Origin of the sequence: Gymnodinialimonas sp. 202GB13-11 (genome assembly GCF_040932485.1) — a bacterium.
Lineage (GTDB): Bacteria > Pseudomonadota > Alphaproteobacteria > Rhodobacterales > Rhodobacteraceae > Gymnodinialimonas > Gymnodinialimonas hymeniacidonis.
Genome location: NZ_JBFRBH010000001.1, coordinates 3,105,281 through 3,119,359 on the forward strand (window position 1 = coordinate 3,105,281; position 14,079 = coordinate 3,119,359).

At 62.0% G+C, this 14,079-nt stretch carries 15 protein-coding genes; 4 read left to right on the forward strand and 11 right to left on the reverse strand.

Annotated elements, in window-relative coordinates; genetic code table 11:
* The first annotated feature begins 44 nt into the window (after window positions 1-44).
* Window positions 45-620, forward strand: a complete 576-nt coding sequence (locus V8J81_RS15905) for a transglycosylase SLT domain-containing protein (protein ID WP_368476726.1) — start codon at window positions 45-47, stop codon at window positions 618-620.
* On the opposite strand, the gene V8J81_RS15910 is transcribed toward V8J81_RS15905, so the two are convergent.
* The 6 genes from V8J81_RS15910 to V8J81_RS15935 form a co-directional block, all read right to left on the reverse strand.
* On the reverse strand, window positions 617-1,234 hold the full coding sequence (locus V8J81_RS15910; RefSeq protein ID WP_368476727.1) for a LolA family protein: 618 nt from the start codon (window positions 1,232-1,234) through the stop codon (window positions 617-619). The genes V8J81_RS15905 and V8J81_RS15910 overlap by 4 nt on opposite strands.
* A gap of 122 nt (window positions 1,235-1,356) precedes the next feature.
* Window positions 1,357-1,905: a YbhB/YbcL family Raf kinase inhibitor-like protein gene (locus V8J81_RS15915; RefSeq protein ID WP_368476728.1), complete on the reverse strand. Its 549-nt coding sequence runs from the start codon at window positions 1,903-1,905 to the stop codon at window positions 1,357-1,359.
* 101 nt (window positions 1,906-2,006) lie between these two features.
* Complete coding sequence (locus V8J81_RS15920; RefSeq protein ID WP_368476729.1) at window positions 2,007-2,561, reverse strand: class I SAM-dependent methyltransferase; 555 nt, start codon at window positions 2,559-2,561, stop codon at window positions 2,007-2,009.
* A gap of 12 nt (window positions 2,562-2,573) precedes the next feature.
* Window positions 2,574-5,444 carry a DNA translocase FtsK gene (locus tag V8J81_RS15925; RefSeq protein ID WP_368476730.1) on the reverse strand — a complete coding sequence of 957 codons (2,871 nt, stop codon included), beginning with the start codon at window positions 5,442-5,444 and terminating at the stop codon, window positions 2,574-2,576.
* Window positions 5,445-5,456: 12 nt separating this feature from the next.
* Complete coding sequence (locus V8J81_RS15930) at window positions 5,457-6,638, reverse strand: aminotransferase class I/II-fold pyridoxal phosphate-dependent enzyme (protein WP_368476731.1); 1,182 nt, start codon at window positions 6,636-6,638, stop codon at window positions 5,457-5,459.
* Between the two features lie 105 nt (window positions 6,639-6,743).
* Entirely contained in the window at window positions 6,744-8,066 is a 1,323-nt protein-coding gene (locus V8J81_RS15935) for an amidase (protein ID WP_368476732.1), read from the reverse strand.
* A 48-nt stretch (window positions 8,067-8,114) separates the two neighbouring features.
* On the opposite strand from V8J81_RS15935, the gene V8J81_RS15940 reads away from it, so the two are divergent.
* From V8J81_RS15940 to V8J81_RS15950, 3 genes are all read left to right on the forward strand, one after another.
* Window positions 8,115-9,368, forward strand: coding sequence for an FAD-dependent monooxygenase (locus tag V8J81_RS15940; RefSeq protein ID WP_368476733.1), 1,254 nt, complete (start codon window positions 8,115-8,117; stop codon window positions 9,366-9,368).
* A 97-nt stretch (window positions 9,369-9,465) separates the two neighbouring features.
* Window positions 9,466-9,909: a hypothetical protein gene (locus tag V8J81_RS15945; protein WP_368476734.1), complete on the forward strand. Its 444-nt coding sequence runs from the start codon at window positions 9,466-9,468 to the stop codon at window positions 9,907-9,909.
* A complete protein-coding gene (locus V8J81_RS15950; protein ID WP_368476735.1) occupies window positions 9,902-10,306 on the forward strand; it encodes a hypothetical protein in 405 nt (134 codons plus the stop codon). Before V8J81_RS15945 ends, V8J81_RS15950 begins: the two co-directional genes overlap by 8 nt.
* Window positions 10,307-10,318: 12 nt before the next feature.
* On the opposite strand, the gene V8J81_RS15955 is transcribed toward V8J81_RS15950, so the two are convergent.
* The 5 genes from V8J81_RS15955 to V8J81_RS15975 all read right to left on the reverse strand — a co-directional run bounded on the left by V8J81_RS15955 (window position 10,319) and on the right by V8J81_RS15975 (window position 14,046).
* A complete protein-coding gene (locus V8J81_RS15955; RefSeq protein ID WP_368476736.1) occupies window positions 10,319-10,498 on the reverse strand; it encodes a Trm112 family protein in 180 nt (59 codons plus the stop codon).
* A complete protein-coding gene (locus V8J81_RS15960; protein ID WP_368476737.1) occupies window positions 10,495-11,139 on the reverse strand; it encodes an LON peptidase substrate-binding domain-containing protein in 645 nt (214 codons plus the stop codon). Before V8J81_RS15960 ends, V8J81_RS15955 begins: the two co-directional genes overlap by 4 nt.
* A 52-nt stretch (window positions 11,140-11,191) precedes the next feature.
* The gene (locus tag V8J81_RS15965) at window positions 11,192-12,112 is read right to left on the reverse strand and encodes a tetratricopeptide repeat protein (protein ID WP_368476738.1); all 921 of its coding nucleotides are present in this window, start codon (window positions 12,110-12,112) and stop codon (window positions 11,192-11,194) included.
* 63 nt (window positions 12,113-12,175) lie between these two features.
* Window positions 12,176-12,967, reverse strand: coding sequence for an exodeoxyribonuclease III (locus V8J81_RS15970; RefSeq protein ID WP_368476739.1), 792 nt, complete (start codon window positions 12,965-12,967; stop codon window positions 12,176-12,178).
* Between the two features lie 113 nt (window positions 12,968-13,080).
* A complete protein-coding gene (locus V8J81_RS15975) occupies window positions 13,081-14,046 on the reverse strand; it encodes an alpha/beta fold hydrolase (RefSeq protein WP_368476740.1) in 966 nt (321 codons plus the stop codon).
* Window positions 14,047-14,079 lie beyond the last annotated feature (33 nt).

Sequence of the window (14,079 nt, forward strand, 5' to 3'; positions counted from 1 at the left end):
TATCCACAACGTCGAAAAATCGGCACCAGAGGCAGAGCAGGCCCATGTACAGACGAACATTTACGGTGGGCCTTGTGGCCCTTGTCAGCGCGTGTGGATCGCGCGAATTCGAATCTCCCCGCAATCTGGATGATGCCTGCGCGCTACTGCGCGAACGGCCCAATTACGGGCGAGCCATGCGTCGAACGGAACGGCGCTGGAATGTGCCGGTGCATGTGCAGATGGCGATTATTCATCAAGAAAGCCGGTTTGATGGCGATATCCGCCCGCCCTTTCGCTACGCGCTTGGTGTGATCCCGATGGGTCGCCAAAGCTCGGCCATTGGCTACAGCCAGGCACTGGATGGGACGTGGGAAGAGTATCAGGAGGCCGAGGGTCGGCCCCGTGCGCGCCGCACCGATATCGACGATGCCACGGATTTCATGGGCTGGTACATGAACCTGACGCTGGAGCGGAACAACATCCCGCTCGATGACACGCGCCGCCAGTACCTCGCGTATCACGAAGGCCATACCGGCTATGCACGCGGGTCGTACAATTCAAAGCCTTGGCTTCTGGATGTCGCCCGGCGCGTCGAAGAACGCGCCGAGATGTATCGCCAACAGCTTGAGCGCTGTTAACCGGCGCGTGCGTTGATTTCTTGCTGGATTGCGAAGTAGCGGGCGGGGATTGAGCCGCCTGTCTCTAACCCGCCCAACACGACCGTTGTGCGCTGGCCGCCTTCATCAGTGATAATCCACTGGCGCAGCTCAATCGGGTTCGGCGTGAAGACCAACGTGATGGAGCCGATATTCGGACGCTCCGGGTCGCGGGCCACCACGCGCGTTGATGTGCCATCGAACGAATGCTCGCTGACCATGCCCGATTGGCCAAGGTTCACGTTGCGCTGCAGGATGATGCGCAAGGGTGTCTCACTCAGCGGATATTGCTCAGGCGGGCCCGAGGCGCGGCCATCGAAGATCGCTACCTGGCTGCCGCCGGCCATCACCAATAGATCTTCGCCGTCATACTCGAAGCGCACGCGGCCCGGGCGGTGAATGAACACGGTACCGGTCGAAACAGAGCCGTCCGAGTTGATTTGGGTAAACGGGCTTTGCGCCGTCTGAATACCATTCAGGTAGTTGGACAATTGCCCGAGCGGAATGGCGTTTGCGTGGGCCGCCCGCACGCCCAGAAGCGAGGCAGAGGTTGCGGCGGCGGTGGCACCCAGCAGGGCGCGTCGTGTGATCGGCATGGGGATTTCTCTCCGATTCGAAATGCTTACCCGAAATATAGGCATAGCCGGGTCGCTATACGATAACAGCAGCGGAAAACCCGCAATCAAAGGCGCGTGACACCGAAGGAGGGGCGGGCCGCCTATCGCCCGTAGGTTGCCGTGATACGGGACGAGCCAAGGGCATTTTCCTCTATAGCCGCCTGCACGTCTGCCGGGCTTGCCGCATCCGCCAGTCCAAGGGAGGCCACGCCCAGCGCGTAGACGGTGAATTCATAACGATGATCTTGGCCTTGCGGCGGGCAAGAGCCATCATAGCCCGTCTCTCCGAAGTCCGTCATGCTTTGTACGGTTCCGGCTGGCATCGTGCCATCATCCGAACCCGCGCCTTGTTCCAGCGACATGACATCCGCTGGAATGTCGAAGGCCAGCCAATGCCACCACCCGCCGTCCCGCGGGGCGTCTGGATCGAAGACGGTGAACGCGAAGCTTTCCGTGCCCTCTGGCGCATCGCTCCATGCAAAGGCGGGGGAGGTATTGCCCCCGGTGCAGCCGAACCCGTCGTAGATGAATGCGTCGTCAATGCGCTCTCCTTCCACAATGTCGGGGCTGGTCAGGGTGAAGGCGCCATCCGCATAAAGCGGCCCGGCAAAGGCCAAGCAAACGGCGAGATACGCAAATCCTCTGGGCATCGACATGCTCCTGTCCGGGTTATGATCACCGCAATGGATAACAGACCGGATGCAGTGGATGAACCATTGCACCGCGCAAGGCCCAGAACCGGCGGATCACGTCACCTGGTGCCCACGGCCCAGGCTACAATCGGGAATTTCGGATCATTCTCCAACGAGTGGATCGAAGCATCGTACTTCGTCCACTTCTTGCGGCAATCCGCCTGCGCGACCTGCAGATTTCCCCATTGGTCGGACCAGATCTTGTCTTCTTCAAAACCGCATTCGATCAGCAGGTTCTTCAGCCCGCGCGCGGACCAGCGGCTGCAATCGACCGGGAACTCGTGATAGCGCACGTAGAATGGCGTGCAGACGTAGAACTGCCCGCCCTTCTTGAGTATCTGGTAGACGTTCTTCGTGGCCGCATAGGGCCGTTCCAAATGCTCCCACACCTGATCGGCGATAACGACGTCAAACTTGCGCAGCTTGCCTTTTTCATCCCGGAACGGGCCTTGGCAGATGTCATAGTCGGGGAAGTGAAATTCCTCGTATTCCTTGAACCCGAAGCCCTTCCCGAACCCGCCAGAGATCTCCGCACAGCTCATATTGGCCGTGTCCATCTCTTTGAAGATCCGCGTCGCCTCGTTTTTGTAGGCAACGCGATTGTAGAAGGCCATGTGCTGCGCCCCTTATTCCTGTTCAGGCACGAGGATTTCGCGCTTGCCGACGTGGTTAGCGGCTGAGACCAGCCCTTGTTCTTCCATCTGCTCCACTAGGCGCGCGGCCTTGTTGTAGCCAATGCCGAGCTTGCGCTGGATGTAGCTGGTCGAACATTTCCGGTCTTTCACCACGACGGCGACGGCCTGATCGTAAAGCGCGTCCTCGCCGTTGGTGTTGCCGCCCGTGTTCAGACCCAGAACGGCGTCAATGTCAGCTTCCTTGTCTTCCGCTGGCCCGTCGAGGACGGAGGTCGCGTATTCCGGTGGCCCGAAGCTTTTCAGGTGGCGGACGATTTCCTCGACCTCTTCATCGGAACAGAACGGCCCGTGCACGCGGGTGATCTTCGACCCGCCGGCCATGTAAAGCATGTCACCCATGCCCAGAAGCTGCTCGGCGCCCATCTCGCCCAGAATGGTGCGGCTATCGACTTTCGAGGTCACGTGGAACGAAATCCGCGTCGGGAAGTTCGCCTTGATCGTGCCGGTGATCACGTCGACCGAGGGGCGCTGTGTGGCCATCACCAAGTGGATGCCGGAGGCACGCGCCATCTGCGCAAGACGCTGGATACAAGCCTCAATCTCCTTGCCCGCGACCATCATCAGGTCGGCCATCTCGTCCACGACGACGACGATGTAGGGCATCTTCTCGGGCAGATACTCTTCGGTCTCGAAGACGGGTTCGCCGGTTTCATCATCAAAGCCGGTCTGGAACGTGCGCGAGAACATCTCCCCCTTGTCCAGCGCGTCTTTCACCCGGCCATTGTAGCCGTCGATGTTCCGCACGCCCATCTTGGACATCTTGCGGTAGCGTTCTTCCATCTCGCCCACGACCCATTTCAGCGCGACCACGGCCTTTTTCGGGTCGGTCACAACGGGGCTGAGCAGATGCGGAATGCCATCATAGACGCTCAGTTCCAGCATCTTCGGATCGATCATGATCATCCGGCAATCTTCTGGCTTCAGCTTGTAAAGCAGGCTGAGGATCATCGTGTTGATGGCCACGGATTTACCGGAGCCAGTCGTACCGGCGATCAGCAAGTGGGGCATCTTGGCGAGGTTGGCGATGATCGGCTCCCCGCCGATATCCTTGCCCAAAGCCAGCGGCAGCTTGTGGTTGCCGTCACCGAAATCGCGGTGGGACAGCATCTCCCGCAAAACCACCATTTCGCGGTTCTGGTTCGGGAGTTCGATGCCAATAACAGTGCGGCCCGGAACGGTGGAGACGCGGGCGGAAAGTGCGGACATGGACCGCGCGATGTCGTCGGCGAGGCCGATGACGCGGGAGGCTTTGAGGCCAGGCGCAGGTTCCAGTTCGTACATCGTGACAACGGGGCCGGGGCGGACCGAAACGATCTCCCCCTTCACGCCGTAATCATCGAGCACGTTCTCCAGCATCCGCGCGTTTTCTTCTAGCGCTTCATCGGAGAGGTGATGGCGTTCGATCGTCGTCGGATTGGTCAATAGCGTCAGCGGTGGGAACTCATAGGGTTCCGGCTCGGACAAAGGCAGCGAGGGCTGGCTGTCGGCCTTGGCCTGACGCGATTGCGCCGGGGCCTTGCGGGTCGGCTGTTGCACGACACGACGCTGGATACCGGGCTGAGCCGCGGGTGCCACCGGCGTCGGGATCGGTTCAGGCGCGGGTTCGTGCAGTTCGACCGGCTCGACTTCAGCCATCGGGGCCTCTGTGGGTGCAGCATGGGCGGCGGTCAGCGGCGGTTCCTGACGATTCAGGCCGGGCACCTTGGACGGCGTGCCGGGTGTCACACGGGCGCGAGCCGCGATCTCAGCGATTGTGTTGCCTGTCGGTTCAGGCGCAGACGGGCGTACCCGAGCGCGGATGGCGTCGGAGATGCGGGAGCGGACGCGCTCTTCACCGACCGGCGCATCGTGCAGGTCTTCCGCGAGCACGGGATCGGCTTCGGGCAGCGGGCCTTCCAGCGGCGGCTCCGCGTCACGCATCAGGCGGGGCATACGGGCGAACAGACCCTGCGGCTGCGGGGCCGGGGCAGGTGTGGGGTAGGGATCATCGACAACCTCGAAGTCCTGCTCAACCGGCGTTTCGGCGCGCAGAACGCGCGGCTCAGACGCGGCTGGGGCAGCGACCGGCGCATTGGCGCGGGCTTCGGCCCGTGCAACGCGCGCGGCCTGAATGGCATTGGCGGTGGCAGCGGTTCCCTGCCCGACGCCGCGGCCAAAGCTGCGCATCATCGCCATCACGGCAGAGCCGGTTGCGACCATACCGACCAGCAGGAAGCGCAAGGTCAGGCCGAATTCGCGCTTGGTTACTCCAAGCACGTAGAGAACCAAAACGGCGGTCGCGGCAAAGGCAAGGAACGCGGCGATCTTGATGCCGACTTGTGGCGCGAACGGCATGGCGCTGAGGAGCGCACCAAGGATCGTATCACCGAACAGACCACCAGCGCCAAAGTTGTGCGGCCAGACCTGCGGCGGCACATGGGACGCAGCATAGATCGCGGCCAACGCAATCGCGATGGGGAGGAACAGGACGCGGCCCAAGGCGCGTTCCTGCCCGCGATGGAACACGAAGCGCACGCCCCATGCCAACGCCGTGGCAGGTAATACCCAAGCCGCAAACCCCATGATCATGATCAGGATCGCAGCGACAGACGCCCCACCCCGGCCCAGCAGGTTTTCAGGCTGCGCATCGGTCGCGGCCATCCAGTTGGGGTCTTCGGGCACGTAGCTCCACAATAGCGCAGCCAAGGCCAGACCCAGGCCGATCAGGGCCATGCCGATCATTTCCTGCCCGCGTCGGGCGAGGATTTCCTGCATGTGTCCGTCCAGAAGCGGTTCACGTCCGCTGCGGGTCTGATAGGCCATTCTCTCGCCTCCTCAATCGTAGAGCGTTTCGCGGAGCGTTTTCAGCCCGCGTCGCATTTCTTCTTGTTCTGCCACCATGGCCACGCGGATGCGGTCGTGCCCGGGTGTGACCCCATCGACCTCGCGCGCCAGATAGGCGCCGGGCAGGACCCGAACGCCGGTTTCGCGCCACAGCTTCAGCGTGGCCTCTTCACCATTTTCGACCGGAAGCCACAGGAAAAACCCAGCCTCTGGCGCCTGATATCCGGGGACATCGGCGAGGATCTCGTCCGCGATCTTGTACTTCGCCTGATAGAGCGCGCGGTTGTCCTCGACATGGTCTTCGTCGGCCCAAAGCCGTTCCGCCACTGCCTGCAGCGGCATCGGCAGGGGCGAACCGGCATAGGATCGCAACTGCTTCATGCGCGTGATGCTTTCGGCGCCACCCGCGCAAAAGCCTGAGCGTAGGCCGGGCACATTGGAGCGTTTGGACAGCGAGTGGAAGACCAGCACACGGTCCGGGTCCGCATCCATCTTTTGCGCCACCTGAAGCGCGCCGGGGGGCGGGGTGTCACGGTAGATCTCGGAATAGCATTCGTCCGCGAAGATCTTGAAATCGTGCTTCTCGGCCAGCGTGATCAACGCTTCCCAGTACGCTTCGGATGCCACTGCGCCCTGCGGGTTGGCGGGCGAGCAGATATAGGCAATCGCCGTGCGGTCGAGGATTGCGGAATCGACGGAATGAAAATCAGGCAAGTCGCCCGTGTCAGGGGTCGCGGGCAGGTAGATGGGCTCTGCCCCTACAGAAAGGGCCGCAACGGCATAGACCTGATAGAAAGGGTTCGGCGTGAGTACGACAGGCTGTTGGTCGTTCTTTTGCTCAGGGCACAAGGCCATGCAGGCATTGTAAAGCCCTTCGCGCGTCCCGTTGAGCGCTAGGACGTTCTGGGAGGGATCGACTGAGACGCCATAACGCTGCGCCAGCCACGCGGCTTGCGTTTCCCGCAGCGGATCGGAGCCTTCATTGACGGGGTAATTGCCGAAACTATTGAGGTTCTGCGCCAGGATTTCAGCAATCCAGGGCGGGAAAGCGTGGCGCGGTTCGCCAATGGTCATGGCAATGGGATCGCCGCCCGGTTCATGGACGTCCAGAAGCTTCCGCAGACGCGGAAACGCATAGTCCGGAAGGTTCGAAAACCGCTCAGGAAACACCATAACTGCCTCAATTTCAGGGTCATTGACGCCCTGTTTGGAGGCAGAATAGCGAAGCCGGGCCCTGTGGTCCAGAAAAAGGCGAGGGGAATCAGGCGGGTGTGGCCGTTAGGCCAGCGCCTTCTCCGCCGCCGCCGCCAGCCTCAAAAGCCGCGCATCACTGCCCGGCGCCCCCATCAGCATGATGCCTGTGGACGGTTCGCCGGTGGGCAAGGTGATCGCACACAGGCCCATCAAGTTACCGACCCGCGTATTGCGCAAGGTCAACAGGTTCTCAGTGACGAAATAATCGTCATCGCTATCGAGGCGCTCAACATCGGGCGGAAGGTTCGCAGCCGACGGGATCAGTACCGCGTCATAGGTGGCTGTGGCGCGCTGATAATCTGCCCGAAGAACGCGCAGGCGCTGCCAAAGGGCTACGAAATCGGCGGCTTTTACGTCCGCCCCTTGACGGAAGCGATCACGGATTCGGTGGAACATCTTCTCCGGATCAGCCTCGATCACCTTCCCCCATGTTCCGTAAGCCTCTGCGGTATATAGCGAAAGTGTCGTCTCCATCGCTTCATTGACGGCAGGAATATCCCCCGTCTCAATCCGCGCGCCCGCGTTGCTCAGGCGCTCGACAGCCGATTGAAACGCCGCCCCCGGCGCCTCGCGCACGTCAGAAGCATAGGGGTTCAACACCAGCATCCGCGTGCCATCCAGCGAGGCTTCGCGCAGATCAGGCGGCGCTGTGTTGCCCATAACGGCAAACAGTTCTGCGCAATCCTCAACCGTGCGGCAGAGCGGGCCAACTGTGTCGAAGCTCTCGCAAAGGGGAACAACGCCCTTCAAAGACAGCGCGTTATGCGTCGGCTTGAAGCCGACAAGGTCGTTCCATGCCGATGGCAAACGCACCGACCCGCCCGTGTCCGAGCCGATCCCGGCCGCCGCCAGACAAAAGGCCACAGAAGCTGCAGCTCCCGAAGACGAACCACCCGGCGCAAGATCGGCCCCGTGCACGTTGGGCGGCGTCGCGGTGGACGGGTTCACGCCAAGGCCCGAGAAGGCCAGCTCCGTCATGTGGGTCTTGCCCAAACAGACCAGCCCGGCATGGGTCGCGTTGGCCAAAACCTCTGCATCGTCGGACGGCACCCGCCCCTCAAGTAACTTGCTGCCAGCTTCCGTCGCGACGCCCGCCGTATCGAACAGGTCCTTCCAACTGATCGGCACCCCGTCGAGCAAGCCGCGCCTTATGCCGAACTTCGCGCGGTCATGGGCGGCTATCGCCTCAGACAAGGCGCGCCCTCGGGTGCGGCGGGCGTAGATATGATCGCCATGGGGGTGGTCTTTTGCGGCATCCAGATAGGCTTCGGTCAATTCAACCGGGTCAACGCGGCCCTCGCCGATGCCGCGCCCGATCTCGCAGGCGCTTTTCCACATCCAGTCCATAGGCTTGCCCCCTTTTGCCGCAGCGAAAGGCTAACCGGGGGCTGCGGCATGGACAATCCCCGCCCCGCCCCCATTATCAAAGGCATGGCACAAGTAGACGCAGATATCCTGATTGTTGGCGGCGGGTTGAATGGCCCGTGCCTCGCCTTGGCCTGTGCGCAAGCGGGGCTGAGCAGCATTGTGCTGGATGCCCTGCCGGAAGAAACCCGAACCGAGCATGACTTCGATGGCCGCGCCTATGCGCTGGCGCTGGCGTCGGTGCGGATGTTGGGGGCGCTAGGTATCTGGGACGAAGTCGCAGATCACGCGCAGCCGATGTTGGAGATCAAAGCCTCTGACGGGCGGGCCGGCGAAGGGGCCGCGCCGTTCTTCCTACATTTCGATCACGCCGAGATCGAGGAAGGCCCGATGGGTCACATGCTCGAAGATCGCTATCTGCGCGGGGCGCTGATGGCGGCGTTGTCTGCTGAACCGCTTGTTCAACACCGGCCCAACGCGCGGGTTGTGGCGCAAGACGGTGCATCCGTTACGCTGGATGGCGGCGACGTGCTGCATGGCCGCCTGCTGGTAGGTGCCGATGGGCGGCGGTCGGGCGTGGCTGAACGCGCCGGGATCAAGCGCACCGGTTGGGGGTATGAGCAGACAGCACTTGTCTGCGCCGTCGATCACGAGCTGCCCCATAACGGCACCGCGCACCAATTCTTCATGCCCGGTGGGCCGCTAGCAATCCTGCCGCTGCCCGGCAACCGATCCTCCATCGTCTGGTCCGAGACGGAACCGCGCGCTGGCGAACTCGCCGCTTCGGACGATGAGACGTTCCTCGCTGCCCTGCGCCCAGCCTTTGGCGATTTCCTGGGCGAGATCACACTAACCGGCAAGCGCCACAGCTACCCACTTGGCCTGTCTCTCGCGCAGTCGTTCATTGGTGATAGGCTCGCCCTTGTTGGAGATGCCGCACACGGCATTCACCCCATTGCCGGTCAGGGCCTGAACCTTGGCCTACGCGATGTCGGTGCCTTGGCGGAAGTGCTGGCCGATGCCAAACGGCGCGGCGAGGACATTTCGGCCCCAGATGTGCTGGCCCGCTACCAGCAGTGGCGGCGCTTCGACACGGCTGGCCTTGCCGTTGCCACTGATACAGTCAACAGGTTGTTCTCGAACGATAATTCGGCACTAAGGGCTGTGCGTGATATAGGTATGGGAGCGATCAGCGCCCTGCCCGGCCTGCGTCGCCGCTTTATCCGGGAGGCCGCTGGCCTGACCGGCGATCTGCCCCGTCTGATGCAAGGTCGTACGCTCTGACCCCAACGCTGTGTGGGGCCGGAAATCCGCACTTTTGCGCATCGTTTAAACCAGCCTAAACTGCGCCCGACATATTCATTCTACGAAAGCCTTTTCCATGTCCGGCCCAAAACTCACCGCCCTTGTCTTGTTCTGCGCCCTCGCCCTTCTGTTCGGCTTCATCCTGAGCGTCGGGGTCGTCGGCGGCTTCGGCGGATTTCTGACAGGCGTAATCGCCGCGGCCGGCACAGGCGCTTTCATCTGGTTTGCTGATATCGGGAAGATCGCTTTCGCTCGCGGGTTTCTCGCCCTTGGCGCGGTCTTCATCGTGGTCCCAATTGTTGGTCTGGCCGGGCTTGGGGAGCAAGTGGGTGATGTGGCGGTCGAAACACTGACGACCGAGCAAAGCCTGACCGAAGAGCAATTCAATCAACTGGCCATAACCTCCATCTTCGCTTCGGCCGGTCTGATCTTCGGCATCGTGGTCGGCCTAATACTGATCCTGATCGGTGGCCTGATGCACAAACGCCCTGCCCCACCGGCACCCACGTCCGATGGCTAATCGTCACCCCGCCATCCTGATCGTCACAGTCGCAATTGTCGCTGTGCTCAGCTATCTGATCGTGGCGCAGATCACCTACCCTTGGCGCGGTGCGGCTGCTGGGTTTTTGCTTGGGGCGTTCGCGGGCGTGCTCGTCTGGTTCGCAAAAACCAGGCGCCATGCCGTTGCACGCGGCATCATCTCGGTCGGTGCGACGGCCATTGCCGCGCCTGCCGCAGGGCTCGCAGCCGCCCAGAACGATTTTCTATTCAATATCATCACAGACGATGGCGATCTGAACGATGCCGCCTTCGACGGGTATGAGGCCGCCATGGCGACCGGACTAACCCTTTTGTGGATGGGTGCGATCGCAGCACTTGTCCTGTTCATCACCGGATGGCGACTACACCGCCGCTGACGTAAGCCCTGCTCAATCCAGCTTGCGGGCTTCTTCTTCCAACATGATCGGAATACCGCCCCGGATCGGGTAGGCCAAATGCGCGGCCTTCGAGATCAACTCCTGCGTCTCCGCATCATAGGTCAAAGGCGCTTGGGTGACGGGGCAAACCAACGCCTCCAACATCCGGCGATCAACCGGCGCGTCGCTCATTGCATCCGCTCTTCATCGGACCCCGCCCGCAATGCGAATTCCAACAAAGTCACGATGGTTTCGCGTCGCGTGCTCAGCGACGGGGCCTCCAGAAGCGCCTGCTTCTCTTCGGGATCGAACGGGCAGAGCATAGACAGCGAGTTGATCAACAACTCATCATCCGCCTCTTTCAGGCTTTCCCAATCCGTCGACAGCGACAGGGCATCGAAATACCGCGCCAGAAGATCAAGGAACGTGTCGCGGTCAAAGCCCTTGTCGACCTCAGCCGGGCCAAGATCAGCGCTGAACCCGTCCCAGGACACATCGCATCGGCGATAGGGCGTGAAGCCCGTCACTTCCTGCTGAATACGAAAGCGCGACATGCCCGAAAGAGTGATCATGTAGCGGCCATCCTCGGTTTCCGAGAACTGGGTCAACCGACCAGCACAGCCGATGGTATGCAGCTTTTTCTCGCCCCCGCCCGGCGCATCGTAGGGCTGCACCATACCGATCAAGCGGTGCGAGGTCTTCAGCGTGTCATCCAGCATCTGAAGGTAGCGCGGCTCGAACAGATGCAACGGCAGACGCGCACGCGGCAGCATCAAGGCGCCCGGCAATGGAAAAACCGGGATCGTGTTCGGGAGGTCGGCCGCAGACATCATGGGATCAGAGGTAGGCTGATACTTGTATTTGGCAACGATTACGCCGCCTTGCTCACATGAAAATCATGGAGCTCAGGCGGCGGCGACCATTCAGGGCCACCGGATCCTGCGGCTTCAGCGCATCAAAAATGGTAAACAACTGCGCCTTCGCAGCCCCGTCATTCCACTCCCGGTCCCGCTTGAAGAGGTCCAGCAATTGCTCAACCGCTTCCTCCACATTGCCATCGGCATGGAGCGCCTGCGCATAGTCGAAGCGCGCCTGGTGGTCGTCCGGGTTGGCCTCCACGGCGGCTTGCAGATCGCCCAGCGGCCCGGCCCCGGCAGCCTGCCGCGCCAGCTCGATCTGCGCACGCACGGCCTCGATCTCGGGCGCATTGAATATCGCTTCAGGCGCGGTGTTCAGCAGGCTCTCCGCCTCATCAATCTGATCCATCGCCAGATGCGCGCGGGCCAAACCGCCCATCGCCGCCGCATTCTCAGGCTCTTCGCCCAGGATCGCGGCAAAGGTCTGCGCGGCATCGGCCACGGCCCCCTGCGCCAACATCTCTTCCGCAGCTTCAAGCGCTTCGCCCAGGCCGCCATCGCTGCCCGCCATGTCGCAGAGCTTCTTGATGAACTCCTTGATCTGGCTTTCCGGCACCGCGCCTTGGAACATGTCCACCGGGCGGCCCTGCACAAAGCCCACAACGGTCGGGATCGACTGGAGCGGCAAGCCCTGTTGCGCCAACGCACCTGCCAAACGCTGCTCGGCGTCGACGTCGATCTTGACCATCTTCACCTTGCCCTTGGCCTCGGTGACGGCATTCTCCAGCATCGGACCGAGCGTTTTGCAGGGCCCGCACCAAGTCGCCCAGAAATCGACGATCACGGGCACCTCGGCGCTGCCTTCGATGACATCGGCCATGAAGCTGGCTTCCGTGCCGTCCTTGATCAGGTCGGTGGGGGCGGCGGTGTCGGTTCCGAATTCGAGCATGACGGGCTCCGTCTGTAAGGCGTGTTGCGGCCTATATGCGGGCGCGACCCGGCGGGGACAAGGTTATAGGTCGAATGTCGCAAAGACCGGCGCGTGATCCGAGGGTTTTTCACTCCACCCACGCGCGGCGCGCAGGATGCGGCTGGAATGACCCGCATTGGAAATATCCGACGTTGCCCAGATATGGTCCAACCGCCGCCCTTTGTCGGCATCCGCCCAGTTCGGCGACCGGTAAGACCACCAGCTGTAGAGATTGCCTTCGGGGATATCCTGCCGCGTGATATCGACCCATTTACCGGCCTCCTGCGTCTCGGCCATATGCTCCACCTCGATCGGGGTATGCGACACGACCTTCAGCAATTGCTTGTGGCTCCAAACATCATCCTCGCGCGGGGCGATGTTGAGATCCCCCACAAGAATGGACTTCCCAGGCTTCTCCTTGTGCGCCCAATCCCGCATGTCGGTCAGGTAGTCGAGCTTCTGGCCGAACTTCACGTTCTTCTCCCGGTCCGGAACGTCACCGCCGGCTGGCACGTAGAAATTGTGGACCGTCACACCGTTTTCCAGCCGTCCGGCGATATGGCGTGCATGGTCAAGACCGGCAAATTCAAAGCTGCCCGCCTGCTCCATCGGGATTTTCGAAAGGATCGCGACGCCGTTGTACATCTTCTGCCCACGCGCAACCATGTGGGTGTATCCCAGCGCCTGAAACACATCGAAGGGGATCTGCTCTTCCAGGCATTTACATTCCTGCAGGCACAGAACGTCCGGCGCTTCCTCTTCCATCAACTGCGCTACGATGCCCTGCCTCAAACGGACTGAGTTGATGTTCCAAGTGGCAAGGGTGAAGGGCATGATGTGGGCTCCGTCCTGTAATGGAGCGCGGAGGATAGGCGCATGAATTCCAGTGTCCAGAGCCCTCCTGACACGGAACCAATGCACACCTTCAAGGAGGGGCGCCTCGCGGCCTAGCGGGTGGTATTGCGCGCCAGTGCGGCCAGTAACGCCTGGTGGAACGCCACCTCGTCTTCGATCATCGGGATATGCCCCACATCCGGGATCACGGTCAGCGTCGCATTCGGGATCAACGCGGCGAGGTTTTCGCCTTCCGTAAGGGGCGTGGTCGCATCCTCCGCGCCCCAGATGAGTTCGACCGGCAGGAAGAGGTCGCGATACGCCTCCGATTGCGCCGATGGCAGGTCGGTTGGCGGTACGAGCAGGGTCGGCAACCATTGCGCCAGCGCCTCGGTCGCGCCCTCTTGCGTCGCGGGCATCCGCAGGACCGAAAGGACCTCATCAGTCGCGGCCTCATCGCGGTGCAGGAAGGCCTGAAGCAGGGGGCGCGCAGCAATCGGGTTGGTGACGGTCGCGGATACAATCACCTCGCGCAACCAGACCGGGCGCAAGTAGAAGGGCAATTCGGCTTCGCCGTCCGGGTCCAACGGAAGCGCGCCCGCGATGATCGTCAGCGATTGGGCGCTGGCTGGCCAATCCATGACCGATTCCACGGCAGCCCCCGCCCCAAAGGAATGGGCAACGATGTGCGGGTCCAGACCAAGTGTGTCTATAAACGCAAGTATGCGGTCAGCACTTGCGGCGCGGCCGTAGTCAGCGCCCGGCGTGCGACCGGAATAGCCCATGGGCGGGACGTCGATGGCCACCGCGAAATACCCCGCATCGGCCAGCACCTCCAACGTATGCAACCAAGAGCCCGACCACCCGACCGATCCATGGATCAGCAGAACATGCTCCCCCTCAGGCGGGCCCATGGCGATGGCATAGATCGGCCCGTTTTCCGTGTGAACAAACCGCCCCATGTCCGGGCTGGCATTGGCATCCTCCGTTTCGCGGAGATGGGCAGCAAGCCGCAGCCCTGCCAGCGCCAGGACAGTCAGCACGAGCAAAAGCATCATAAGGCGGAAGAGAAATCGCATGATCCACATTGTGCGGAACGGCTGCATCTGCGC